This window comes from Rhizobium sp. YTUHZ044, from assembly GCF_051123975.1.
GTDB lineage: Bacteria > Pseudomonadota > Alphaproteobacteria > Rhizobiales > Rhizobiaceae > Rhizobium.
Map to the genome: position 1 here is coordinate 3619944 of NZ_CP101426.1, position 22927 is coordinate 3642870.

26 protein-coding genes and 1 pseudogene are annotated in these 22927 nt (G+C 61.9%); 15 read left to right on the forward strand and 12 right to left on the reverse strand.

Annotated elements, in window-relative coordinates; translation table 11 throughout:
• Nucleotides 1-96 precede the first annotated feature (96 nt).
• Genes NL154_RS17855 through NL154_RS17875 form a run of 5 tightly spaced genes read right to left on the reverse strand, consistent with a single transcriptional unit; the run spans nt 97 to nt 5082 of the window.
• Nucleotides 97-1800 (reverse strand): methyl-accepting chemotaxis protein, encoded by a 1704-nt coding sequence (locus tag NL154_RS17855; RefSeq protein WP_434733134.1) that lies wholly within the window; start codon nt 1798-1800, stop codon nt 97-99.
• Nucleotides 1801-1830: 30 nt separating this feature from the next.
• Nucleotides 1831-2340, reverse strand: a complete 510-nt coding sequence (locus tag NL154_RS17860) for a chemotaxis protein CheW (RefSeq protein ID WP_210629893.1) — start codon at nt 2338-2340, stop codon at nt 1831-1833.
• Nucleotides 2337-4391, reverse strand: coding sequence for a chemotaxis protein CheA (locus NL154_RS17865; protein ID WP_210629892.1), 2055 nt, complete (start codon nt 4389-4391; stop codon nt 2337-2339). Before NL154_RS17865 ends, NL154_RS17860 begins: the two co-directional genes overlap by 4 nt.
• Entirely contained in the window at nt 4388-4756 is a 369-nt protein-coding gene (locus NL154_RS17870; RefSeq protein WP_210629891.1) for a response regulator, read from the reverse strand. Before NL154_RS17870 ends, NL154_RS17865 begins: the two co-directional genes overlap by 4 nt.
• Nucleotides 4753-5082: an STAS domain-containing protein gene (locus NL154_RS17875; RefSeq protein WP_210629890.1), complete on the reverse strand. Its 330-nt coding sequence runs from the start codon at nt 5080-5082 to the stop codon at nt 4753-4755. The genes NL154_RS17870 and NL154_RS17875 overlap by 4 nt, the downstream gene beginning before the upstream one ends.
• Nucleotides 5083-5422: 340 nt before the next feature.
• Here NL154_RS17875 and NL154_RS17880 point away from each other — a divergent pair, with 340 nt between their 5' ends.
• Complete coding sequence (locus tag NL154_RS17880; protein ID WP_434733135.1) at nt 5423-7165, forward strand: chemotaxis protein; 1743 nt, start codon at nt 5423-5425, stop codon at nt 7163-7165.
• A 122-nt stretch (nt 7166-7287) separates the two neighbouring features.
• Here NL154_RS17880 and NL154_RS17885 read toward each other — a convergent pair whose 3' ends face one another.
• Nucleotides 7288-8370 carry a tetratricopeptide repeat protein gene (locus tag NL154_RS17885; RefSeq protein ID WP_210629888.1) on the reverse strand — a complete coding sequence of 361 codons (1083 nt, stop codon included), beginning with the start codon at nt 8368-8370 and terminating at the stop codon, nt 7288-7290.
• 10 nt (nt 8371-8380) lie between these two features.
• Nucleotides 8381-9034, reverse strand: coding sequence for a thiamine phosphate synthase (locus NL154_RS17890; protein ID WP_210629887.1), 654 nt, complete (start codon nt 9032-9034; stop codon nt 8381-8383).
• Between the two features lie 108 nt (nt 9035-9142).
• Here NL154_RS17890 and NL154_RS17895 point away from each other — a divergent pair, with 108 nt between their 5' ends.
• On the forward strand, nt 9143-9907 hold the full coding sequence (locus NL154_RS17895) for a sulfite exporter TauE/SafE family protein (RefSeq protein WP_434733136.1): 765 nt from the start codon (nt 9143-9145) through the stop codon (nt 9905-9907).
• 67 nt (nt 9908-9974) lie between these two features.
• A complete protein-coding gene (locus NL154_RS17900; RefSeq protein WP_003552646.1) occupies nt 9975-10235 on the forward strand; it encodes an ArsR/SmtB family transcription factor in 261 nt (86 codons plus the stop codon).
• 195 nt (nt 10236-10430) lie between these two features.
• Here the strand turns inward: NL154_RS17900 and NL154_RS17905 are convergent, their stop codons facing one another.
• Nucleotides 10431-10604, reverse strand: coding sequence for a YdcH family protein (locus tag NL154_RS17905; protein ID WP_008533139.1), 174 nt, complete (start codon nt 10602-10604; stop codon nt 10431-10433).
• A gap of 227 nt (nt 10605-10831) precedes the next feature.
• On the opposite strand from NL154_RS17905, the gene NL154_RS17910 reads away from it, so the two are divergent.
• The 8 genes from NL154_RS17910 (at nt 10832) to NL154_RS17945 (ending at nt 17762) form a co-directional block, all read left to right on the forward strand.
• Nucleotides 10832-11035: a YdcH family protein gene (locus NL154_RS17910; RefSeq protein WP_010028538.1), complete on the forward strand. Its 204-nt coding sequence runs from the start codon at nt 10832-10834 to the stop codon at nt 11033-11035.
• A 16-nt stretch (nt 11036-11051) separates the two neighbouring features.
• Nucleotides 11052-11546: a 5-(carboxyamino)imidazole ribonucleotide mutase gene (gene purE, locus NL154_RS17915; RefSeq protein ID WP_210629885.1), complete on the forward strand. Its 495-nt coding sequence runs from the start codon at nt 11052-11054 to the stop codon at nt 11544-11546.
• Nucleotides 11543-12619, forward strand: a complete 1077-nt coding sequence (locus tag NL154_RS17920) for a 5-(carboxyamino)imidazole ribonucleotide synthase (RefSeq protein WP_210629884.1) — start codon at nt 11543-11545, stop codon at nt 12617-12619. The genes purE and NL154_RS17920 overlap by 4 nt, the downstream gene beginning before the upstream one ends.
• 164 nt (nt 12620-12783) lie before the next feature.
• A complete protein-coding gene (gene ykgO / locus NL154_RS17925) occupies nt 12784-12909 on the forward strand; it encodes a type B 50S ribosomal protein L36 (protein ID WP_003582204.1) in 126 nt (41 codons plus the stop codon).
• Nucleotides 12910-13017: 108 nt separating this feature from the next.
• Nucleotides 13018-13632, forward strand: a complete 615-nt coding sequence (locus tag NL154_RS17930; RefSeq protein ID WP_221122988.1) for a tetratricopeptide repeat protein — start codon at nt 13018-13020, stop codon at nt 13630-13632.
• 115 nt (nt 13633-13747) lie between these two features.
• On the forward strand, nt 13748-14803 hold the full coding sequence (locus NL154_RS17935; RefSeq protein ID WP_221154576.1) for an alpha/beta fold hydrolase: 1056 nt from the start codon (nt 13748-13750) through the stop codon (nt 14801-14803).
• Nucleotides 14804-14927: 124 nt separating this feature from the next.
• The gene (ggt, locus tag NL154_RS17940; RefSeq protein WP_434733137.1) at nt 14928-16664 is read left to right on the forward strand and encodes a gamma-glutamyltransferase; all 1737 of its coding nucleotides are present in this window, start codon (nt 14928-14930) and stop codon (nt 16662-16664) included.
• Between the two features lie 123 nt (nt 16665-16787).
• Nucleotides 16788-17762, forward strand: coding sequence for a threonine ammonia-lyase (locus NL154_RS17945; RefSeq protein WP_434733138.1), 975 nt, complete (start codon nt 16788-16790; stop codon nt 17760-17762).
• An 18-nt stretch (nt 17763-17780) separates the two neighbouring features.
• Here NL154_RS17945 and NL154_RS17950 read toward each other — a convergent pair whose 3' ends face one another.
• A complete protein-coding gene (locus NL154_RS17950) occupies nt 17781-18578 on the reverse strand; it encodes an SDR family NAD(P)-dependent oxidoreductase (RefSeq protein ID WP_434733139.1) in 798 nt (265 codons plus the stop codon).
• A gap of 116 nt (nt 18579-18694) precedes the next feature.
• Here NL154_RS17950 and NL154_RS17955 point away from each other — a divergent pair, with 116 nt between their 5' ends.
• Complete coding sequence (locus NL154_RS17955; RefSeq protein WP_221163807.1) at nt 18695-19639, forward strand: GlxA family transcriptional regulator; 945 nt, start codon at nt 18695-18697, stop codon at nt 19637-19639.
• A gap of 35 nt (nt 19640-19674) precedes the next feature.
• Here NL154_RS17955 and NL154_RS17960 read toward each other — a convergent pair.
• Together NL154_RS17960 and NL154_RS17965 are read right to left on the reverse strand one after the other, a co-directional pair.
• A pseudogene (locus NL154_RS17960) lies at nt 19675-19794 on the reverse strand (phytanoyl-CoA dioxygenase); the annotation flags it as partial.
• Between the two features lie 8 nt (nt 19795-19802).
• A complete protein-coding gene (locus NL154_RS17965; protein ID WP_434733140.1) occupies nt 19803-20711 on the reverse strand; it encodes a LysR substrate-binding domain-containing protein in 909 nt (302 codons plus the stop codon).
• Between the two features lie 119 nt (nt 20712-20830).
• Between NL154_RS17965 and NL154_RS17970 the strand changes: the two genes are divergently transcribed.
• From NL154_RS17970 to NL154_RS17980, 3 genes are read left to right on the forward strand one after another with little or no spacing between them, the layout of a single operon-like run.
• Complete coding sequence (locus tag NL154_RS17970) at nt 20831-21250, forward strand: tautomerase family protein (RefSeq protein WP_434733141.1); 420 nt, start codon at nt 20831-20833, stop codon at nt 21248-21250.
• Nucleotides 21247-21648, forward strand: coding sequence for a cupin domain-containing protein (locus NL154_RS17975; RefSeq protein WP_207243468.1), 402 nt, complete (start codon nt 21247-21249; stop codon nt 21646-21648). The genes NL154_RS17970 and NL154_RS17975 overlap by 4 nt, the downstream gene beginning before the upstream one ends.
• Complete coding sequence (locus NL154_RS17980) at nt 21645-22196, forward strand: DUF4865 family protein (protein ID WP_434733142.1); 552 nt, start codon at nt 21645-21647, stop codon at nt 22194-22196. Before NL154_RS17975 ends, NL154_RS17980 begins: the two co-directional genes overlap by 4 nt.
• A gap of 2 nt (nt 22197-22198) precedes the next feature.
• On the opposite strand, the gene NL154_RS17985 is transcribed toward NL154_RS17980, so the two are convergent.
• Complete coding sequence (locus tag NL154_RS17985; protein ID WP_210629877.1) at nt 22199-22834, reverse strand: LysE family translocator; 636 nt, start codon at nt 22832-22834, stop codon at nt 22199-22201.
• Between the last annotated feature and the right edge of the window lie 93 nt (nt 22835-22927).

Consider the following 22927-nt stretch of genomic DNA (forward strand, 5'->3'; position numbering starts at 1 on the left):
TTCCACCTCGGGCCACGGGAGTGGCCCGAGATATCCGATGAGGGCGAAGGCGCTCAGGTGCCTCGCCGGGAACGCTATGCGCGTCCCCAGGAACGCCTACGCGCTTTCCCGAAAATCATCGTCACTGGCGTCCGGACCGCCCATCGACATATCGAGAGCAAAGCCTTTGAGACGCTGCTGCTGAGCCGAAACCGTCTGACCGCGGCCCTGGCTTTGGGCCTGCTGTGCAGGCTTGCGGGCCGGGGCCTTGGCCACCTTGGTTGGGCCTTTCGACGGCATCTTCTGGGCGCCGGGCCGCGTGCTGCCCGTCGTATCGACCTTGAAGAAGGCGATCGACGTCTGCAATTCTTCCGCCTGAGCGGCGAGTTCCTCGGACGTTGCCGACATCTGCTCCGAGGCGCCGGCATTCTGCTGCGTCACCTTGTCGAGCTGCTGGATCGCCTCATTGATCTGAGAGGCGCCGATATCCTGCTCGCGGCAGGCGGCGCTGATCTCGGAAACGAGTTCCGCCGTCTTGCGGATGTCGGGCACCAGGCGGCCGAGCATCTCACCGGCATCGGCGGCGGCCTTGACGGTATCGCTCGACATCGAGCTGATTTCGGCTGCTGCCGACTGGCTACGCTCGGCAAGTTTGCGCACTTCCGAGGCCACGACCGCAAAACCCTTGCCGTGTTCGCCGGCGCGTGCCGCTTCGACGGCGGCATTGAGGGCCAGGAGATCGGTCTGACGGGCGATTTCCTGCACGATGCCGATCTTCTCGGCAATCGTGCGCATGGCGTCGACAGCACGGGTTACCGCTTCGCCGCTGGCTTCCGCATCCTTGGCGGATTGACGGGCGATCTTCTCCGTCTGGGCGGCATTGTCGGCGTTCTGCTTGATATTGGCGGCCATCTCTTCCATTGAGGCGGACGCCTCTTCGGCAGAAGCCGCCTGTTCGCTCGCGCCCTGCGACACCTGTTCGGAACTTGCCGAAAGCTGCTGGCTGCCGGACGAGACGTTCTCGGCGGCCGAGATCGCGTCCGCGACGACGCCCCGCAGGCGTTCGATCATGACGTTGACATTACCCAGAAGCTCGCCGATTTCGTCATGGCTCGTAATATCGGCCATTTTCGTCAGGTCGCCTTCAGACACTTCGCGAACCACGGTGTTGGCGCGGCTGAGGCCCTTGCTGATCGTGCTGGCGATCCAGAAGGCGGTTATCGCGGCAATCAGTAGTGCCACGGCAGCGACGGCGACCATCGTCGTGCGTGTCGTCTCATACTGCGCGTCGGCACCGGCGTCGGCGGCCTTCATGCGCTGCTTCTCAAGCGCCAGAATTTCGGCGAGCGTCGAGTCGATCCCGTTGGCGGCAGCGCGCGCGGTCGTGATCGAGACGGTGTTTGCACCTTCCACGTTGCCGGTCTTCACGTAGTCACGGATCTGGTCGTCAGCTGCGTTGAAGGACTTCGAAAACTCGGCAATACGAGCCCAACGCGCGTTGCCTTCCTCCGTGGCAAGCGCCAACGCTTGATTGAAGGCATCACTGAAGTCCTTGCGGGCCTGATTGCCCTTGTCGATCGCCGCGGCCGCTTCATCGGCGCCACGGGCATTAAGCAGGTTCTTCTGCTGGCGGATCGCTTCGAGCTGCGCGATGTTGATCTGCTGCGCAAGATCGAGGCGGGCTGCCGGGCCGGCGAGGAGATTGCCAATCGTATCATTCAGCGACCCGAGGCTGAAGATACCGTAAGCGGCGGTGCCCAAGAGCATGAGGATGATGAAGGTGAACGCGGTCACCAGCTTCGTCTTGATTGTCAGTCGCATCGGTTTAACCCCAAGTTGAATCCATCTGCGTCAATTGCCGGCTCCCGCCGCATCATGCCTGGATGAAAAAATCGCCTGCAGATTCGGGAGAATGATGAACTCTCCGCCCCTCTTCACCAGGCAGTTGATGTAGTCGGCGCGCCAGCGCATCCCGACGCTCGGCGGCGCCTCGCTCGCGTTTTTTGCGAGCGTCGTCACCTCGTTCACTTTATCGGTTCTGAGGCCGACGAGCGTCGGCTCGCCCTGGAGATCGATCTCGATGACGATGAAACGGCTATCGATCGTTGCCTCCTCCGCCTCCATCCCGAAGGCGAGACGCAGGTCGGCGAGCGGTATGACCTTGCCGCGGAAGTTGATGACGCTGGCGACGAAGGGCTGACTGCCCGGCACCGCGGTCTCCGGAAGCAGGTCCAGGATTTCCTGGACGATGACCGCTTCCAGCGCGAAGGTCTCGCCGTTGAGATCGAATGTCAGGACCTCGACTTCCTCGGCATAGCTCCAATGATTGTCGAAACGTTCGGCTGCTGCTGTTGCACTCATCCTGCTACCCGCAATTGCGCCTCCTGTTGCTGACCCGCGGCAACCAGGTGCCCGACGTCGAGAATGAGTGCGACGCTGCCGTCGCCGAGAATGGTGGCGCCCGAAAAGGTCGCCACGTCATTGTGCAGTTTCGACATCGACTTGATGACCGTCTGGTGGTCGCCGATGATCTGGTCGACGACGAGGCCGACGCGCTCGGTTCCGGTCGAGATGACCACGACCTTCTGGTGCACATCGGGTTTCGTGCCGGTGCGGAAAAGATCGCGTAGGCGTAGGAACGGCACCAGGCTGTCGCGCAACGAGATGAAGCTACGGCCGCGCGAGCGCAGATCCTCCTCGAGCGACAGTTCGAGGCATTCCTCGACGGCCGAAAGCGGGATGACGTAACGGCCCGAGCCGACACGCACCAGCAGGCCGTCGATAATGGCAAGCGTCAGCGGAATGCGCAGCGACACTTCCGAACCCTGTCCGGGCACACTGACGATATCGATTGCGCCGCGAAGCTCTTCAACCGTCTTCTTGACCACGTCCATGCCGACGCCGCGGCCGGACAGATTGGTGATCGCGGTGGCCGTCGAAAAGCCGGGAGCAAAGATCAGTTGCAAGAGCTCGGGGTCCGAAAGCGGTTGGCCCGGATGGATGAGGCCGGAGGATTCCGCCTTGGCGCGGACCCGTTCACGGTTGATTCCGCGGCCGTCGTCCTTGATCGAGATGATCACCTCGCCACCGGCCTGACGGGCCGAAAGCGTGATCGTGCCGGCCTTGGCCTTGCCGGCCGCAAGGCGGTCGGCGGGTACTTCGAGGCCGTGATCGATCGAGTTGCGCACCAGGTGCACCAGCGGATCGGCCAGCCGCTCGATCACCGTTTTGTCGACCTCGGTGCTCTCGCCCTCCATCACCAGCTCGATCACCTTGCCGGTCTCGCGGGCAAGATCGTGCACAAGGCGGCGGAAGCGGGAGAAGAGGGTCGCAACGGGCACCATGCGCAGCACCATCATCGTGTCGCGCAATTCGCCGGACAGACGTTCGATTTCTTCCGAGACGGAGCGCAATGCGATATCGGTGCTGGCGCTGGCGAGCTGGCTGAGGCGCGATTGCGCGATCACGAGCTCACCGACACGGTCCATCAGTTCGTCCAAGCGCTCTGCCGGGACGCGCACGTTCTCGGCAGCCTTCGCCTGGCTGACGGCAGCGGGCGCCTCACGCCTGACGGGAACCGCTTCGACGGGACGGAATTCCGGCACACCAGCCGCCGGGACAGGTGGTGGCGATACTGAGGCGGCAGCGGCAGGCGCCGGCCTTGCTACAGCCGGAGCGGCCGTTGCCGCTGCTGCACTGCCGATCTCCTCGACGCTGAGTTCCATGTCGTCGAGCACGAAGATGAAGACATCGTCGATCGCCGAACGGTCCTGTTCGCTCATCAGCGTCACATCCCAGGAAATGTAGAGTTCCGTCGAAGTGAGCTCGTCGAGAGGCGGAATGGCCGAAGTGTCGGCGCGTACGGTACATTCGCCGAGATCGCGCAGTTCGTCCAGCAGACCGAGCGGATTGGTGCCGTTGGCCATCGCATTGGCCGGCAGGCTGAATCGGATGCGCCAGCTGTTCTTCGTCTTGTTCGCCGACGCTCCTTGCACGGGCGCTGCGACGGCGGCTGTCGCTGTGGCGGGTGCCGCAGCCTTGGCGCCGACCGCGGACTGCAGTTGTGCCAGAAGCTTATGCCCGGTATCGCCGTAATCGGCGTCGGGCTGGTCGACGAGGGCACGCATATGGTCCTGGGCGGCGAGAACGGCGGCGACAAGTTCGCTGGTCGCCGCGACCTCGCCTTTTCGGACGCGGTCGAAAGCGGTTTCACAATGGTGGGTGAAGGCCGCCAGCGCCTCGAAACCGAACATGGCGCCCGATCCCTTGAGCGTATGAAGCCCGCGGAATACCGCATCGACGAGATCCTTATTGTCGAGTTGGTGAGTGAGGTCGAGAAGACCGGCCTCGATCGCTTCGAGGCATTCGGCAGCCTCCATGCGGAATACGGCGACGGGGTCGAGCGTACTCATCTGCCGAGGACCTTCTTCACGATCTTCACGAGACTTTCCGGGTCGAACGGCTTGGTCAGCCAGCCGGTCGCGCCGGCGGCCTTGGCACGTGCCTTGAGATCGGCGTCAGATTCCGTCGTTAGAAAGATAATCGGAACACCGGCCTGCGCCGGCAGCTTGCGCAGTTCTTCGATCATCGTCAGCCCGTCCATAACAGGCATGTTGAGATCGGTTACGATCAGATCGAAGCTGCTGGCCTTGGCCGCCATAAGACCTTCAGCCCCGTTCACCGCTTCGGTGACGCTGTAACCGGCATTGGTCAGGGTGACCTTTGTTGTCAGACGGATGCTAGCGGAATCGTCTACCGTCAGAATGTTGGCACTCATAATGTCACCTCTTTATGCAACCAGAACTTTAAGTCTTCTTGATCGAAGGATTCGATGAAACCGGCACGCTCAAGTACGTTCAGCACTGAGCCGCTGGCGGGAGAAAAAAGCCTGAACGTCTTTCCGTCAGACTTTGCTTGGCGACGCGCGGCCTCGATAAGCTGTATGAAACTGAGGTCAGCTTCAGCATCAGCGATAACGCTAACGACAATGTCGTCTTTACTGTTAAACTCGTCACTAAGCTTCGAATGTAGCTCGGCCACATGGCGGATGCTTAGCACGCCCGGTAAATTTATAGATTCACAATATTGGCTCTGAGTATCCAATGCAGCCTCCTGGGCCCGAGAAATACTTGTGACCCTAAGAGGACTCTCACGACAGCGTTAATGCAGCGTAAACAGGGGTTGTATAAAACCGACGTACAACGCGGTCCGCGACTCCCAATTCTTATCCAGGATAAGTTGTACCGCTCTCTCAATGTTTAGAGATAAATTAAGTAAAAACAGAACCTTAAATGATCTCTTTCGGCATGCGGTGCACCGGCCGCCTCGTCTCACACCTTTCATTAATCACAACGCAGGCGAGTCTGGGGCGTTTACCGGACATTTCCATCCTGCCCGTAGAAATAGAGTCAAATGGCCTGCGTTTTAAGAAAAGGTAATAAATGTGGCACACGCTCTGGTAACATCCAACGCTGCAGCCTACACATCGGGGCGGGAGATCAGTCAGATCCTGGAATCCGCCCGCAGCCAAGTCGAGGAGCGATTTCTCGCGGGCGGGGCGGTGCTGCTGTCGGTGATGGATGTCCTCAACCGTCTGCTGAACTCGCTCGAAAGTGTCGCCAAGGTACTCGATGACAAGGAGGCGAGCGATACCGGCGCCGATCTCCGCGCCACCGTGGAAATCCTGACTGCATTGCCGGTCACCGAAGAAAATCGCCAGCAGGCGCTCATCTCGCTGGCGCACACCGGCAGGGATCTGCGCAAACACGTCGCCGACATGCAGGAGACGATGCGCTATCTCAGAACCTTTGCCGTGACTGTCAAGATCACTGGCGCCGGCCTCGCCGAATTCGCCGGCTTTGCTCAGGAGATTCTGGAACGAATCTATTCGGGCACCGATGAGGTCAATCGTTTCGCCGCCCATCTCGACAGCCTTGAGAAAGAGGTCAAATTCGCCGCCTCCTTCGGAGCCAACGTTTCCAGGAGCTACGCCGATACCGTTCCGGCCGTCGCCGGAGCCCTGCGCGACGATGCCGCCAAGATCGCCGAACACCGCAAAAACCTCGGTGTCCTCGCCCGCGAGGTCGGCGCGATCGCACGCGGCGTCCAGAGCAAGGTCAGCTCGACTCTATCGGCCCTGCAGATCGGCGACATCACCCGTCAGCGCATCGAACATGTACAGGCAACCTTTTCGATGCTTGAAGATTTCCTCGCGGGCGAAGATGGCGCCAGGCTCGACGCCGGTGCGCGCCAGCGTCTTCAGAATGTCGTTCACCATCTGACCGCGGCGCAGATCAACGACATGTGGATCAATTTCCAGCGGGATTCGGAAAACGTCGTCAAGACGATTGCGAGTTTCGACCACGACATGCGGGAAATCCTCAAACTGCGCGATCAAATGGGCACCGAAAGCGGCGAAGCCGGCGGCAATTTCATGCGCGCGCTGGAATCCAGCGTTTCCGCCGCCCACGAGATCGTCAAGCAGGTTGACACGGCAAGCCGGCAGGCTGACCAGGTAAGCCATTCGACGATCGGCACGGCCGCCAAGCTTTCCGAAGCCATCGTCAACATCCGCGTTGTCAGGACCGACATCCATTACATGGCTCTGAACACCAATCTGCGCTGCAGCCGGCTTGGCGAGGAAGGCAAGTCGATCAATGTCGTCACCGCCGAGCTGCGCATCTTCGCCGGCAAGCTCGATGAATCCGCCGACGCCATCGTCAACGGCCTGCCGGCGCTCGAAGCCGCTGCCGGGCGCGTGGCTCCCGCCACGGACGCTGCGGCCGGCGGACTGGACGAGAGCCTGACCTCGGCTGTCGGCAACATCCGTTCCGCGGCCAATGTCATGGAAAACGAGCTGAAGGTGCTCGCCGAAAACGGCCGCGAGGTTGCCGCCAAGATCGGCCTGCTGATCGGCAAGCTCGACTTCCAGCACGAACTCGGCGATGTCCTTGCCCGCTGCGCCGATGTGCTCAAAGGCGTCGCCGGCATCGATGTCGCCGATATTTCTGATCTCGCGGAGGCCATCGCACCGCTCGACCGCAAGATCTTCAAGCTCTACACGATGGTCCAGGAGCGAGACATTCATCGCGACATCATCCCGGCAAGCAATGAAAACATTCCAGCGCCCGCGGAGACCGCCAAAACCGAAAATGACGAGGATCTTTTCGCCGACGCGCTTTTCTAGCGCATGTCTCGCAAAACTGTGCAGCGGTTTGCGATAAAGACATGCGGAAAACCAAAGACCGAGAGCATGATAAGCGAATCTGAAGGATCACGACATGCTTTAGAGAATGAAACACGCGGCGGCTATCGCCGCCGGAATTTGTTGGCGGCATCGATCGCCGCCTTCTGCTGATCGTCCTCGATCCCGAGATAAAAATCTTCCAGCGCTGGATCGGCAAGCCCGGCACGGCGCGACAGCACATACCACTTCGCCGCCTCGATCGGATTCGGCGGCGTGCCGATGGCGTTGATGTAGAGATGGGCAAGCTTGTTCTGGGCAACGACATTGCCACCATTGGCGGCAAGTTTCAGCCATTCGAAACCCTTGACGTAATCCCTGGGACCACCGACGCCGTTGACGAGCCAGATGCCGAGATCGAGCTCGGCTGTGTCGAAGCCGGCGCGCGCGGCGCGCGCCATCCACTCGCGGGCGAGCTGCTTCTTTTCCTCCGGCAGATCCTTCAGCGTCGCATAGATCTGCGCCACGGCATATTGCGAATCCGCAATGCCCTGCTCGGCCGATTTCTCGTAAAACGGTAGCGCGAGCTTCAGCCCCTTTTCGCCGGGATTGTCGGCGACAACAATCTGCGCCCAGTTGAATTCGGCCGAAGGATTGCCGGCTTCGGCCGCCTTGCGCATATAGTCGTCGGCTTTGACCTTGTCGCGCGGCACACCTTGGCCTTCCATCAGCATGAGCGCATATTTGAACATCGCCGCAGGATCGCCGCCTTCGGCCGCCTTGCCGTACCAGAAGGCAGCGCCTTTCACGTCCTTCTTGACGCCGAGGCCTTGCGAGAGGATTTCGCCGATCAGCGTCTGCGCCGCCGGATCGCCGAGCTGGGCGCGCGGCAGCGCCTTGTCCATCGCCGCCAGATAATAGCCGCGCTGATAGGCGCCGTACGCCTCGTCGATCGGACCTTTGTAATCTTTCTCGGGCGGGAGGTCGGGCAGCTTCGCGCCCATGCGATCAAAAACGCCGACACCGTCCGAGGGCTTCACATCCCCGTTGGTGTGCCGGTCGGTACGAAAGCTTGACGCCGGAGCAGCGCCGGGCTGGCTGATGACGCTGTCCGGTGCCTGCGCCACGGCGATATCAGACCCGCCCGCAGTGAGGGCGACTATGCTGGCAAGCAGATATTTCAAAGGGCGGGCGGGCAGGATCGGCATGAGCGGGATTTCAATCCTCAAACCGTGGCGCTTTTTCGTCAAGCAGAGCATTGATCTCGGCAACGATGGATGGCGCTCGGCCGGGCTCCCCGAACACCGCCAGCCGCAGCGCCACGAACTCTGCTCCGGTCTCGGCAACGGCAAGAGCCGACACGGGATCGGTGCCGCCCATGACGATGCAGGGGATTTCGATCATTGAGGCCCACCATTCGCCGAGCGCGAGGTTCTTGGGATGCGCCTCCGGCTTGATATCCCCATCAAGCTTGCCGAAGAAGATATAATCCGGCCTGACTTCGCCGATCTCCAGCGCATTGTGCCGGTCGCTGGCATTGCCGCCGCCGACGATCAGCTTCGGAGCGTGTTTGTCGATCGCCTCCGACAGTGCCTGCGCGTTGCTGGTTATATGCAGGCCATCGGCCTTCGCCCGTCCCGCCACGCGGCTGTCGCCTGCAATCAGCGCGGCGGCCCCCGCATCCTGAATCACCGGCACCAGCTTTTCGGCATGTTTCTGGAAGGCGCCGTCGTCGAGCCCGTATTGCGGCACGATGACGGAGGCGACATCGCCGCCCTTCAGCGCATCGGTGACGATCCTTGCCTGTTCATCGGCGTCGGCAATATCAGGGACGATGAGCACCAGGCGGCAGCGGTTTTCGGGTTCGGTCATGAGGTCTTTCCGTTTCCTGCGAATTCCCTTCTCGAAAAGACGGATCCGCACTCGTTTTGTGTGAGTAGTTCCGTTAGAGGAGGCTTGCAAGAGGAGGACGTCGAAAGCATGCCGCAGGACTTGTCATTCTACTACGCCGCCGTGCCCGCGGTTCTGCTTGTTGGTCTCGCAAAAGGCGGCATGGGCGACGCTTTGTCGCTGATCGGCCTGCCCTTTCTCGCCCTGGTCGTCTCGCCGCTCGAGGCGGCGGCAATCCTGCTGCCGATCCTGGTCTTCATGGACATGATCTCGCTTGTCATCTGGCGCAGGCATGGCGATTGGGCGACGCTGAAGATCATGCTGCCGGGCGCAATTCTCGGCATTGCCCTCGGCTGGGCGACCTCGGCGCTTGTTCCCGGCAATGTCCTGCGCGTCGTCATCGGCGCGGTGACGATCCTCTTCTGCCTGCGCTATTTCTGGAACAATTTCGGCCCCGGCGCCAACAAGACGATCCCGCCGCACGGACAGCGGCCGGTCGCTGCCGCCCTCTGGGGAACGTTTTCCGGATATGGCAGCTTCGTCGCCCATGCCGGCGGCGCGCCGTTTCAGATCTATGCCCTGCCGCTCAAACTGGAGCCGCGCGAATATACCGGCACCAGCGTGCGCTTCTTCGCAATCCTCAACGCCATCAAGCTCATTCCCTACTTTGCCCTCGGCCAGCTCGACACGCAGAACCTTGCGACCTCCGCCACGCTCTTGCCTTTCGCGCCGCTCGCCACCCTTGCCGGGGCCTGGTGCGTGCGCCGCATGAAGCCGCAGATCTTTTATCCTTTCATGTATGCGATGGCGCTGATCGCGGCCTTTCTGATCATACGCGAGGGCCTCGGCTGGTAAGGGCGGCAGTACGCTGCAATGCACAATTTCCTTGCTGCAACGGCCGGTTTGACGTAGCGTTTCTGCCATGTCGAACACGGACCCCTTCTCTGCGATTGCCGACCCGAACCGGCGCTTTCTGCTGGAGGAATTGCGGCGCGCGCCGCGCACGGTCAACGAGCTTGCCGAGGGCCTGCCGATCAGTCGGCCCGCTGTCTCGCAGCACCTGAAGGCACTGCTCGACAGCAATCTTGTCTCCGTGACCTCGGAAGGTACGAAACGCATCTACGCGGTCAACAACCGCGGCTTTGACAAGCTCAATCTGTGGCTGGATCAGTTCTGGGCCTGACCGCGCCTCCGATCACACCCCTGACGCATCATAAAAACGCCCTTTTGCTGCAAGCAGACGCAAACGCGCCAGCCGCGACGTCACAAGCATCGGGCTGGCGCAATTCTGGTGTGATCACCGGTTCTTGCAAATTTTAGGCGGAATGGATGGATTTACCTCTTGCGCAAGATGATCGCCCGGCGACCCTTGGGAAGATTAATGGACGGATGACTTGAGACGCTGAATCTCGTCCTTGATGCGCAGCTTGCGGCGCTTGCATTCGGCAATTTCTGTATCGGAGATAGAAGGAGCTGTTCTGAGTGCATGCAACTCCTCCTCGAGAGCAACATGCTTTTTCTGGAGTGATTCAAGATGAGCTTCAACTGTCATTTGACCCTTCCTTCCTCTTACCCTCCCCGACCATCGTCGTCGGGGATCAAGGTGTCAACGGGCGGACTGTGACATATTTTTGAAGGCTTGTCGAAGGCCAAAAGATGAAGATGCGATGGCAAATTCATGATCACGACTAACTAGCCGTTACCCGTATTTGGTGATAGGAGCTTGCGGAAATCATCGGCAGATCGGACAAGGTCCGTGGACGATAACGGGGAATGCATATGGCCGATCAGGAACAGGCGGAAATCAGGCTCATGGTGGCGCGTCTGCGCCAGGAGCACGAGGATTTCGACGCTGCGATCAACGCCATGATCGAGACCGGATGCGACGCTCTGCGAATCCAGCGCATGAAGAAGAAAAAGCTCGTCATCAAGGACAAGCTCTCCAAGCTGGAAGACCAGATCGTTCCCGACATCATTGCCTGAAAGGAACCGCCGCAGGATGACAGATAGACCACTCGTCGCCATCATCATGGGCAGCCAATCCGATTGGGAGACCATGAAGAACGCGGCCGACACGCTGGAAGCGCTGGAAATCGCTTATGATGCGCGCATCATCTCAGCGCATCGTACGCCCGAGCGCATGATGAATTTCGCCAAGGGCGCCCGTGCGGAAGGCTTCAAGGTCATCATCGCCGGTGCTGGCGGTGCGGCGCATCTGCCGGGCATGACCGCATCGATGACGCCGTTGCCGGTCTTCGGCGTGCCGGTCCAGTCGAAGACCATGTCCGGCCAGGACAGCCTTCTTTCCATCGTGCAGATGCCGGCCGGCATTCCGGTTGGGACCCTCGCCATAGGCAAGGCGGGTGCGGTCAACGCCGCTCTTCTCGCCGCCGCCGTGCTGGCCCTTTCCGACGAAGAGATTGCCGACAGGCTCGACGAATGGCGCGAGCGCCAGAGTGCTGCCGTCGCCGAATATCCAATGGACAACCAATGACCATAGGAACAATCGGCATAGTCGGCGGCGGCCAGCTCGGCCGCATGCTGGCCATCGCCGCCGCCAGATTGAATTTCCGCACTGTCATCCTCGAGCCGCAGCTCGACTGCCCCGCCGCCCAACTGGCGAACCGGCAGATCGTTGCCGCCTATGACGATCCGGCGGCACTGGCCGAACTGGCAGACGCCTGCGACGTCGTCACCTACGAATTCGAAAACGTGCCCGTCGCAGCCGCCGAAGCGCTCTCGGCAAGCATCGCCGTCTATCCGCCTGCCAAGGCGCTTGAGGCCGCCCAGGATCGGCTCGTCGAAAAACGCTTCCTCAACGGCTGCGGCATCTCAACCGCTCGCTTTCATGCGGTCGACAGCCAGGCAGATCTCGAAACCGCGCTGAAAGATTTCGACGGCCAGGGCGTGCTGAAGACCCGCCGCCTCGGTTATGACGGCAAGGGGCAGAAGGTTTTCCGCTCGCCCGCCGACAATCCTGACGGTGCCTATGCCGCGCTCGGGGCCGTGCCGCTCATCCTCGAAAGCTTCGTCGCCTTCGAGCGCGAGGTCTCGATCATCGCCGCGCGTGCCGCGGATGGGACGGTCGTCTGCTTCGATCCCGCCGAGAATGTCCACCGCAACGGCATCCTCCATACCTCGACCGTTCCGGCCGCAATCTCGGCGACGACAGCGGAGGCCGCTCGTCGATCGGCCGAAAAGATTCTCGCCGCGTTGAACTATGTCGGCGTGATCGGCATCGAATTCTTCGTGCTTGCCGATGGCGGCCTGATCGCCAACGAGATGGCGCCGCGCGTCCACAATTCCGGTCATTGGACGGAAGCCGCCTGCGTCGTCAGCCAGTTCGAGCAACATATCCGCGCTGTCGCCGGCCTGCCGCTCGGCAATGGCGAGCGCCACTCCGACTGCGTCATGCAGAATTTGGTCGGTGACGATATCCTTGCCGTCCGCGACTGGCTGCAACGTCCCGACACGCTGGTTCACCTCTATGGCAAGAGCGAGTGGCGCCCCGGTCGCAAGATGGGTCATGTCACGACATTGGCGCCGAAATTGCCGGTTTCGCGGTGAGAAACGGTCCTGCGGCTTGGGAAAAACACCGTCACGTGGTTGACACGCTGGAGGTGACGAGGTATCTGCACCCCCACCTAAAGAGCGCGCCCCGACGGCGCGCTTTTGATTGTTAAAGTTACGGGCGAATGTGAATTCCCCCATAGAGATCGCGGATCAGAAAAATGAAGATCAAGAATTCGCTCAAGTCGCTCAAGGCTCGTCACCGTGACAACCGTCTGGTTCGTCGCAAGGGCCGCATCTACATCATCAACAAGCTGAACCCGCGCTACAAGGCTCGTCAGGGCTGATTGCGCGAATCCGGATTGTGCGCCGCGCAGATTGCGCCGACGGACATCCGGTGGGTCGCTGCGGTGATCACGTCTAATTTGTTTGATCTTCGGCGCTGGCGGGCTAATATGTCCGCCATGCGCTTTTTTGCTTTGACGTCAGCGGTGCTGCCGCTCGCCTTCATCCTCTCCACCTCCCCGTTCCCGGCCACCGCGGCGGAAAACAACGTCATTGTCGAGCGGAGGGATGCCAATAGTTCGCCGAAGCAGCGTCTCGACCAGCTCTTCAGCCAGCTGAAGCGCGAGCGTGATCCTGACAAGGCCAGCAGCATTGCCAACGAAATTCGTCTGGAATGGAATGATTCCGGCAGCGCGACCGTGAACCTACTGATGCAATGGGCCGACAAGGCGATTGAGGAAAAGCGCAATCCCGCCGCTCTCGATTTCCTCGACGAGGCGATTGCCCTCAAGCCCGATTATGCCGAGAGCTGGAATCGCCGCGCCACGCTGAATTTCGTCATGGGCAATTACCGCAAGTCGATGTCCGACATCGAGCATGTGCTGGATATCGAGCCGCGCCATTTCGGCGCGCTCTCCGGCATGGCCGCGATCCTCAGCAATTCCGGCAACGATCAATTGACCCTGAAGGCCTGGGAACGGTTCCTCGATATCTATCCCGCCGATCGCACTGCGCAGGAGCAGGTCAACATGCTTGCGGAAAAACTCGCCGGCAATCGCACCTGAAGCCGGCCGATCAAGCTTGACCTTCGGCCGGAGCGCGCAATTTTAGAACCTGTCGAGGGCAATTTGACGCGACCGCCGCCCCTCGCAAAATCCATCGACTGTCGCCGTTAAGATCATGCTTGCCGAAGTTTCCGCCCTTCTTGCCCCGCTCGCCGCCGCCATCGGTTACTCTTCTTATAAGGCGCGGCAATTCGAACGGACCTATCCGAATATCGGTGAATTGACGGATGTCGGCGGCTACCGCATGAACGCCGTCCATGTCGAACGTCCCCAAAATGCGGACCTGCCGGCGCTCGTCTTCATTCACGGCGCCAGCGGCAATCTGCTCGATCAGTTCGTCGCCTTTCGCGCCCCGCTCGAAGGCCGGGCGGAAATGCTGTTCGTCGATCGTCCCGGTCATGGCTATTCCGAGCGCGGCGGCCCTGAGAACGCCGTACCCTCGGGCCAGGCCGATGCAATCGCTCGACTGATGGAAAAGCGCGGCATCGAGAAGGCGATCATTGTTGGCCATTCCTTCGGAGGCGCGATCACCGCCGCCTTCGGACTGCGCCATCCGGATAAGACCGCTGGTCTGCTCTTCCTCGCACCCGCCACCCATCCGTGGCCCGGCGGCATCGACTGGTATTACCACGTGGCGACCGTGCCGGTCATCGGTTGGCTCTTCAACCACGCCATCGTCGTTCCGCTTGGACTGAGCCGGCTGGAGCGCGGCACATTGAACGTTTTCCGTCCCAATCCACGCCCTGCCGACTACATCGAAAAAACCGGCCCGTCGCTGGTGCTGCGCCCGCGCACCTTCCACAACAATGCCGCCGATTTCAAAAGACTGCTCGCCTATGTGAAGGAGCAGTCGCCGCTCTACTCGCAGATCACCGCGCCGACCGTTATCATCACGGGCGACCGCGACAAGATCGTCTGGGAACACCTGCATTCGCGCGGCCTCGCCCGCGATATACCAGGTTCCGAACTCGTTACGGTCGGCGGCGTCGGCCATAAGCCGGATTATCTGGCCACCGACGTCGCTATCGCCGCCATGGAAAAGATCGCCGGCGAGCCCCGCGACCTCCAGGCGGCCGCCCGCCGTGCCGAAGAGCGGCTCGCCGCCTCTCTCCGCGATCAAGCGATCCAAATCCAGCCGTCGCGGATGCCGGGCGCTCTCCACGGCGTTTGATCTCTCCGGCGGTGTCCCTGTCGGACATTCGGCCGGCTTCCTCGCACAAAGCCTGCTCCTCGCATTGCCGCGGACCGCAGCAGCCCCATATGTCTTTCCGTTGTTGTCCATAGGAGGGGAAATCATGGGCCGCCTGCATATCGGGACGATCTCCGTCATATCGGCCTTGTCGCTAACTCTGACGACGGCTTTCGCGGCGTCGCCCGCACCGGTTGAAGCCGAACACGGGATGGTCGTCACCGCCCAGCATCTGGCGACCGATGTCGGCGTCGAGGTGCTGAAGAGCGGCGGCAATGCCGTCGATGCGGCGGTCGCCGTCGGTTATGCACTGGCGGTCGTCTATCCCTCGGCCGGCAATCTCGGCGGCGGCGGCTTCATGACCATTCGCCTGAAAGACGGCAGCAAGACCTTCCTCGATTTCCGCGAGCGCGCGCCGCTCGCCGCGACAAAGACCATGTATCTCGATAGCAAGGGCGATATCGTGCCGCGCGCCAGCCTTGACGGCTACCTCGCCGTCGGCGTTCCCGGTTCGGTCAAGGGCTTCGAGACGGCGCGGGAGAAATACGGCACCCGCTCACGCCAGGATCTGATCGCGCCGGCGCTCCGCTTCGCCAAGGAAGGCTACACGCTGGAACAGGGCGATGCCGCGATTCTCGCCGGCGGCGCCAAGCGCCTTGCCAAGGACGAGACGGCGGCGAAGATTTTCCTGAAACAGGACGGCAAGCCCTATGCGTCCGGCGAAAAGCTTGCGCAGCCCGACCTCGCCGCGGTTCTGGCAGCCATCTCGGAAAAAGGACCCGACGCCTTCTACAAGGCCGCCCCCGCCGAGGCGATCGTCAAAGCGAGCCAGGCCAAGGGCGGTATCCTTGCCAAGGAGGATTTCGAGCAATACACCGTGCGCGAACTGACGCCAATCGAGTGCAATTACCGCGGATACGACATCATCTCCTCACCGCCACCTTCCTCCGGCGGCGTCATCATCTGCGAGATCCTCAACGTCCTCGAAGGTTATCCGCTCTCCTATCTCGGCTACGCCTCGGCTGAGACCGTGCACGTGATGGTCGAGGCGATGCGCTACGCCTATGTCGACCGCAACGCGGCGCTCGGCGATCCCGATTTCGTCGAGAACCCGGTCGAGAAAATGCTCGACAAGAGCTACGCCAAGGAGATCGCAGCAAAGATCGATCCCTACAGGGCCGGGACTTCGGCCAACCTGAAACCCCTCGGCGGCAAGGAAAGCAACGAGACGACCCATTATTCGATCATTGACGACGAGGGTAATGCGGTTGCCGTCACCTATACGCTGAACGGCTCCTTCGGCGCGGCGGTCGTAGCGCCCGGCACCGGGGTTCTGCTCAACAACGAAATGGACGATTTCACCTCCAAGCCGGGTGTGCCGAACCTTTATGGCCTCGTTCAGGGCGAAGCCAATGCCATTGCTCCGAAGAAGACGCCTCTCTCCTCGATGAGCCCGACGATCGTCACCCGCGACGGCAAGCCCTTCATGGTGATCGGCAGCCCCGGCGGCTCGCGCATCATCACCATCACGTTGGAGGCGATTTTGAATGTCGTCGACTTCGGCATGGATATCAGCCAGGCGGTCAACGCGCCGCGGGTTCATCACCAATGGCAGCCCGACAAGGTCTATTTCGAGCCCTATGCGCTTTCGCCCGATACGGAAAGGACGCTTGCGGCGATGGGCTATAGCTTCGACGGCGGCAACGACGCCCCGCTCTGGGGCCAGGCCGCTGGTATCCTCGTCGGCGGCAAAAGCCTTGCCGCCATCGAAAAAGGCAGCGGCGCTCGTTACAACGGCGCCATGGACGCCCGCGCGACGGAAGGCTCAGCAGGCGGCTATTGACGGTCGGCGAGCCGCCGGGCATAGGCGCAATGGTCATTCATGTCACGGTGACAAAGTCACCGTTCACAAACCGTTTGCCCCGTCTTATGCATGAGCGACTCCCGCAAGCAGGACGATTCCCGAATGGTCAGCATTGAAATGATTGTTGCCGCCCGCGCTCGACTGCGCGGTCGCGCGCGCCGCACGCCGCTTCTCTCCTCCCCCTTCCTGAACGAGATCGCCGGCCGGCGGCTGTTCGTGAAGGCGGAATGCCTGCAGCATTCGGGTTCCTTCAAGTTTCGCGGCGGCTGGTCTGCGGTTTCCGGCCTTGACCCGGCCGTACGCACGCGCGGCGTCATCGCCTTCTCCTCGGGCAACCATGCGCAGGGCGTCGCCCTTGCCGCCAAGCTGCACGGCGTGCCCGCCGTCATCATCATGCCGAGCGATGCGCCGAAGCTGAAGATCGCCAACACCCGCGCCTTCGGCGCCGAAGTCGTGCTCTACGACCGCGCCAACGAGGATCGCGATGAAATCGGCGCGCGGCTCTCCGCCGATCGCGGCCTGACGCTGATCAAGCCTTTCGACGAACCGCTTGTCATCGCCGGCCAGGGCACGACTGGCCTCGAAATCTCCGAACAGGCGGAAGAAGAAGGTGTGACGGAAGCCGAGGTGCTCGTTCCCTGCGGCGGCGGCGGACTGACGTCAGGCATCGCGCTCGCCCTCGAGGCCAGCGCCCCCGGCTTTCGCGTCCGTCCCTGCGAGCCGGAGAATTTCGACGACACCACCCGATCGCTCGCCTCCGGCAGGATCGAACGCAATGCCGCGATGTCGGGTTCGATCTGCGATGCGATCGTCACACCGGAGCCGGGCAAGATCACCTTCCCGATCTTGAAGCGCCTCGCCGGCGCCGGCATCGTCGTCACCGACGAGGAGGCGCTCCGCGCCATGGCGCTCGCCTTCGTCAGATTGAAGATCGTCGTTGAGCCGGGCGGCGCCGTGGCGCTGGCTGCCGCTCTTTTCCATGGTGAGGCGCTGGAAAGCGATACAGTCGTCGCCGTCACCTCCGGCGGCAATGTCGATACCGACATCTTCACTATGGCGTTGGAACGCTTCGGCTGAGACAGACCGGCGGCTTGATCAAGCCGCCCTGTAACGTTGGGCCGGCGCCGTACGCGAAAGGTTCGGCATCAATGCCTGGCGCGCCTGTTCGTAGGCGGCCAGCAAGCCGGCGTCCTCAAGCGCGGGAATGGTTGCGAATTCCCCTTGCTTGAGGCCCGCGAGCGAGGCATCGACCATATCTTCCGCCGACATCACGATCTCATTGGGCAGGTGCTCGACGTGCGTGCCGGCGATGCCCCAGAATTCAGTCGCGGTGGCGCCGGGCAGCACGGCCTGGATACGGATGTTCTTCTCCGCCAGCTCATGTTTCAGCGACTGGCTGAAGGCAAGCACGAAGGCTTTCGTGCCGCCATAGACGCCGTTCAACAGTTCCGGCGCGATTGCGACGATCGAAGCGATGTTAATGATCGTGCCGCCGCCGCGCGAGACGAAACCGGGAACGGCGGCATAGGTTAGCCGCATCAGCGCTGTCACATTGAGTTCGATCATTTCCTGCATTTTGTTTACATCGGCAGAAAGCAGCGGCGCCGTTCCCCCAAAGCCGGCATTGTTGACGAGAAGGGTGATGCTCCGGTCTTGCTTCAGCACGCCCTCGACGCGCCCTAAGTCCACCTTGCTGCCCAGATCGGCGACGAGGGTCTCCACAGTCCTGCCGGTCTCGGTCGTCAGCCGGCTTGCCAGCGCCTTCAGCCGCTCCCCATTGCGGGCGACGATGATCAGATCGTAACCCTGCTGCGCCAGCCGATGCGCATAAATCGCGCCGATGCCCGAGGATGCGCCGGTAACGAGCGCCGTACCCTTATGTTCCTGTGACATGCTCCGTCTCCTTTGTTGCACTGGCCCTTGCCCCGCGCTTGAAGAGAACGATACGTCGAATTGCTAAAGTCCTGAATGTCATATACACCACCTTTTAGGACACAGGAGGTTCAGCCATGCAGCATGTCGCTTTCCTGCTCTATCCCGGCTTTCAGATCATGAGCCTGGCCGCTGTCTCGGTCTTCGAGTTCACCAATCTCGAACTCGGCCGGAAGGCTTATGACATCACCTACATCTCCGAAGCGGGCGGAACATTGCGCACCTCGCTCGGTATGTCGGTCGAGACCGAGCCTTTCGGCGATCCGGTCTTCGACACGCTGGTCGTCGTCGGTGCACCTGACCTCATCTTGCCGAAGCCTGGCGAAAGCGCCTTCATTCGCGCCGCACTAGGTGCCTCCCGCCGCGTCGCTTCGATCTGCACCGGCGCCTTCTTCCTCGCCGAAGCCGGTATTCTCGACGGTCGCCGCGCGACGACGCATTGGTGCCTCGCCCGCGAGATGAAGGCGCGTTATCCGAAGATCAGGGTGGAAGAGGATCGCATCTTCATCATCGACGGTTCGGTCTGGACATCCGCCGGCATGACCGCCGGGATCGACCTTGCACTGGCGATGGTTGAGAAGGACCACGGCATCGAAGTCGCCCGCGCCATTGCGCGAATGCTCGTCGTCTATCACCGCCGCGCCGGCGGTCAGTCGCAATTTTCCGCGCTGCTGGAACTCGAGCCGAAATCGGACCGCATTCGGAAGGCGCTGGACTTTGCCCGCAGCAATCTGAAATCTCAGCTTTCGGTGGAAGAACTGGCGGAAGCCGCTCATCTCAGCCCCCGCCAGTTCAGCCGCGCCTTCCGCGCCGAAACGGGCCAGTCGCCGGCCAAGGCCGTCGAGAACTTGAGGCTCGAAGCCGCCAGGCTGATGATGGAGCAAAGCCGCCATCCGATCGACGTGGTTGCCGACGAAACTGGCTTTGCCGATCGCGAACGCATGCGCCGCGCCTTTTTGCGCGCCTTCGGTCAGCCGCCGCAGGCGATCCGCCGCAACGCCCAGTTGGAACGGCAGATGTGAGTACCCAGTCGGCGACCACCGGGTGCCCCTTCTCGCTACGACAGGTGAAGCGCCCGGCGGATCGCGGGATCGACCGGCGAATAGACGCCGTCCTGCTGTTCGAGCCGAAGAGGCTCAGAACGTGCAAGGCCGGGCTGCGCCATGAAGCGCCTTTCCGACGGGGTCAATGAGATATCAGGCCATCACTCGCTGGCAGGGCGCCCCGCACCGACTGTTGCACGAGCTCGGCAAGCCGGGCCGCGGCCGGTTGCAGTTCGGCCTCGGCCCGATGCAGGACCAGCCCGAGCTTCGGCAAACCAGGCAGGCCGACGGCCTCCGGCTGAAGCGTCCGGACCTTTGCCGGTAAGCCGACCGGGGTACGAATGGTAAAACCGAGGCCCGCCGCCGTCGCGGCCCAGAGGCCGCCGAGACTGGGGCTGACAAAGGCGAGCCGCCAGGAAATGCCAACCTCGTCAAGCGCCCGGGTCGCCGCATTGCGCAACAGGCACGGCGCCTCCAGCGAGGCAAGCGGCATTGGCTCGCCACTCGCAGCATGCCAGACTGGCTGCCCTTCTGCAGGCCCGATCCAACACATCGGCACCTCGCCGATCGCCTCACAATGTGCCGTCAACGTCCCATCGCTCCAGGCCAGCGCCAGGTCGAGCTTGCCTGAGGTGACCCGATCGAGCAGTTCGGCATTGCGCACCACTCGAGCCTCAATGCGTACCTTTGGATGGGCGCGAGCGAAACGGCCGAGCACCTCGGGCAACAGGGTCTCGCCGAAATCCTCCTGCAGGCCGAGCCGCACCCAGCCTTCCAGCTCGACGCTGTGCACGGCCGCCGCCGCCTCATCGTTGAGCTCCAGCAGCCGTCTGGCGTAACCGAGCATCGTTTCGCCGGCATCGGTCAGCGCCAGTCCGCGGCCCGCCTTGCGGAAGATCGGCGTGCCCGCCTGTTCCTCCAGCTTCTTCAACTGCGCACTGATCGCTGACGTCGAACGCCCGAGCTTTTCTGCCGCTTTGGCGAAATTGCCGAGCTCCATGCCGGTCGAAAAGGTCCGAAGCACATCGAGATCAAAGATCGTCCGTCGCATCATATAGTCCTGGTTTTTGGGATCATTAATCCATAAAATTCTGATTTTCAGCATCATCGTGCTGTGAGATGGTTTCATTGTCAAGGCCGGGGAACCGGCCAGAACCATGGAGAACCCCAATGCCCTTCGTTCGAATTTCCCTTCGCAAAGGCAAGTCGCCAGACTATCTCGCGGCGCTCGCGGACAATATTCAGCGCGCGCTAGTCGAGACTTTCGACGTGCCCGAAAACGACCGCTTCCAGGCCATCCACCAGCATGACGAGAACGAGCTGATCTTCGATCGCAGCTATCTCGCAGGTCCGCGCTCCGGCGATTTCGTCTACATCTCGATCACCATCGGCAGACCCCGCACGGCCGAGATGAAGGCCGCACTCTACCAGCGGCTCGCGGATCTCCTGGCAGTGTCGCCCGGCCTTCGGCCCGAGGACATCATGATCGTCATCAGCACCAGCGCGCCTGATGACTGGTCCTTCGGCAACGGCATCGCCCAGATGACCGATCCGGACTGGCGACTGCGGGTAGCAGGAGGCCGGCAATGAGCGCTTCGAACCCGAAAACGATGACCGTCAGCCGTCCCGGCAAGGTGGTCCGCTCGCCCGAAGGCGTGGCAACCGCGCCCTTCTGGGTCGAGATGCTGCTCGAAGGCGCCGACGGTGAAAACACTGCGATGCGCGCAACCCTCGATCCCGGCACTATCACCCGCTGGCACACCCATCCCAGGGGGCAGTTGCTCTATGTCCTTTCGGGACAAGGCCTGGCTCAGAACGAGGGCGGCCCGGTCGAAGAATTGCGTGCCGGGGATGCGGTCTGGTTTGCGCCCGGCGAACGCCACTGGCATGGCGCTGCCGATGACAGCCCGTTCAGCTATATCAGCATCCAGCCGGCGGACAATGGCAGCTTCGTCGAATGGCTGGATCCGGTGGACGCACGGCCATGATCGGCATGCAATACAGCTTCACCCTGCCGGCCGACTACGACATGTCGATCATCGACCGCCGCATCCGCGAAAAGGGACCATTACTCGACGGCTTCCCCAATCTCGGCTTCAAGGCCTATCTCAGCGCACGCAGGAACGAATTCGGCGGCCGCGACAACCTCTACGCACCCTTCTATCTCTGGCAGAAGCCCGAGGGAGCAAACGAGTTCCTCTGCGGGCCGGGCTTCGAAGCGCTCACCGGCGCCTTCGGCTGGCCTCAGGTGAGGACATGGATTGTCTGGCAGGCGGCCGTCTCTCCCGATATCGCAGCAGCGGCCTTTGCCACCCGCGATATCATGCAGACGGAACCCTACTCGCCGCTCGCCGATACCCGCCGGGCCGAAAGCGCAGAAGCCGTAACCGATCTGGAAGCAGGCGCGCTCGCCTCCGTCTCCGGCTTCGAACCGACGACCTGGACGCGCGTGCGCTTCAGGCTATGGAAAGAGATGCCCGAGATCGGTGGGCACACGCAAGCCTTTCGTGTCGGCCACCTGTCCCTGCCTCGCTGAGATCAAGTTGTTGCCCGGCGATAGAAGGCAAGCGACCCGGCAAGGGCGAGCAGCGCTCCGCCGCATGCCCGCTCCAGCCATAAGGCGCCAGAGGTCTTCAGAAAGCGTACCGCCTGCGAGCCGAAGAAGGCGTAGCCGAACATGATAATAAAATCGATCGCGGCAAAAATGAGCGCCAGAAGCGCATACTGCCCCGGCTGTGGCTGGGTGGGATCGATGAACTGCGGCAGGAAGGCCGAGAAGAACAGGTAGCCTTTCGGATTGGTCGCCGCGACCATGAAGCTCTTCAGGCCGATCGAAAAGGCCGATCGCCCGCCTGGCGCCTCGCCAGATTTCAACGCCGCATCGATGGTGCCTTTCGAGCGCAGCAGCATGATGCCGAGAAAGGCGAGATAGGCCGCACCCGCCCATTTCAGCATCGAGAACCAGAATTCCGATGCCGCAAGCAGCGCCCCGAGCCCGACCGCCACGGCGCCGATCAGCACGAAATCGGAAAGCACCGCGCCGATCATGCCGGCGACCGCGCGGCGCAGGCCATGCCTTGAACCGTTGGTCAGCGCCAGCAGCACCGTTGGCCCCGGTGTCGCGATGCCGACGAAGGAAACGGCTGCAAAAGCGATAAGCGTGACGACATCCATTGTGATCCCTCCAAACCTGGACCGAGACTTGCACGCGCCGCAACCCTTGGCAATGCCGGACCCAGCAACAAAAAAGCCCGCCGCCTCGTCAGG

Bases quoted from the DNA above. Each gene is read 5' to 3' on its own strand.
- NL154_RS17855 (WP_434733134.1), bottom strand. From the start codon at position 1,800: ATGCGACTGACAATCAAGACGAAGCTGGTGACCGCGTTCACCTTCATC.
- NL154_RS17860 (WP_210629893.1), bottom strand. From the start codon at position 2,340: ATGAGTGCAACAGCAGCAGCCGAACGTTTCGACAATCATTGGAGCTAT.
- NL154_RS17865 (WP_210629892.1), bottom strand. From the start codon at position 4,391: ATGAGTACGCTCGACCCCGTCGCCGTATTCCGCATGGAGGCTGCCGAA.
- NL154_RS17870 (WP_210629891.1), bottom strand. From the start codon at position 4,756: ATGAGTGCCAACATTCTGACGGTAGACGATTCCGCTAGCATCCGTCTG.
- NL154_RS17885 (WP_210629888.1), bottom strand. From the start codon at position 8,370: ATGCCGATCCTGCCCGCCCGCCCTTTGAAATATCTGCTTGCCAGCATA.
- NL154_RS17890 (WP_210629887.1), bottom strand. From the start codon at position 9,034: ATGACCGAACCCGAAAACCGCTGCCGCCTGGTGCTCATCGTCCCTGAT.
- NL154_RS17895 (WP_434733136.1), top strand. From the start codon at position 9,143: ATGCCGCAGGACTTGTCATTCTACTACGCCGCCGTGCCCGCGGTTCTG.
- NL154_RS17900 (WP_003552646.1), top strand. From the start codon at position 9,975: ATGTCGAACACGGACCCCTTCTCTGCGATTGCCGACCCGAACCGGCGC.
- NL154_RS17905 (WP_008533139.1), bottom strand. From the start codon at position 10,604: ATGACAGTTGAAGCTCATCTTGAATCACTCCAGAAAAAGCATGTTGCT.
- NL154_RS17910 (WP_010028538.1), top strand. From the start codon at position 10,832: ATGGCCGATCAGGAACAGGCGGAAATCAGGCTCATGGTGGCGCGTCTG.
- purE (WP_210629885.1), top strand. From the start codon at position 11,052: ATGACAGATAGACCACTCGTCGCCATCATCATGGGCAGCCAATCCGAT.
- NL154_RS17920 (WP_210629884.1), top strand. From the start codon at position 11,543: ATGACCATAGGAACAATCGGCATAGTCGGCGGCGGCCAGCTCGGCCGC.
- ykgO (WP_003582204.1), top strand. From the start codon at position 12,784: ATGAAGATCAAGAATTCGCTCAAGTCGCTCAAGGCTCGTCACCGTGAC.
- NL154_RS17930 (WP_221122988.1), top strand. From the start codon at position 13,018: ATGTCCGCCATGCGCTTTTTTGCTTTGACGTCAGCGGTGCTGCCGCTC.
- NL154_RS17935 (WP_221154576.1), top strand. From the start codon at position 13,748: ATGCTTGCCGAAGTTTCCGCCCTTCTTGCCCCGCTCGCCGCCGCCATC.
- ggt (WP_434733137.1), top strand. From the start codon at position 14,928: ATGGGCCGCCTGCATATCGGGACGATCTCCGTCATATCGGCCTTGTCG.
- NL154_RS17945 (WP_434733138.1), top strand. From the start codon at position 16,788: ATGGTCAGCATTGAAATGATTGTTGCCGCCCGCGCTCGACTGCGCGGT.
- NL154_RS17950 (WP_434733139.1), bottom strand. From the start codon at position 18,578: ATGTCACAGGAACATAAGGGTACGGCGCTCGTTACCGGCGCATCCTCG.
- NL154_RS17955 (WP_221163807.1), top strand. From the start codon at position 18,695: ATGCAGCATGTCGCTTTCCTGCTCTATCCCGGCTTTCAGATCATGAGC.
- NL154_RS17965 (WP_434733140.1), bottom strand. From the start codon at position 20,711: ATGCGACGGACGATCTTTGATCTCGATGTGCTTCGGACCTTTTCGACC.
- NL154_RS17970 (WP_434733141.1), top strand. From the start codon at position 20,831: ATGCCCTTCGTTCGAATTTCCCTTCGCAAAGGCAAGTCGCCAGACTAT.
- NL154_RS17975 (WP_207243468.1), top strand. From the start codon at position 21,247: ATGAGCGCTTCGAACCCGAAAACGATGACCGTCAGCCGTCCCGGCAAG.
- NL154_RS17980 (WP_434733142.1), top strand. From the start codon at position 21,645: ATGATCGGCATGCAATACAGCTTCACCCTGCCGGCCGACTACGACATG.
- NL154_RS17985 (WP_210629877.1), bottom strand. From the start codon at position 22,834: ATGGATGTCGTCACGCTTATCGCTTTTGCAGCCGTTTCCTTCGTCGGC.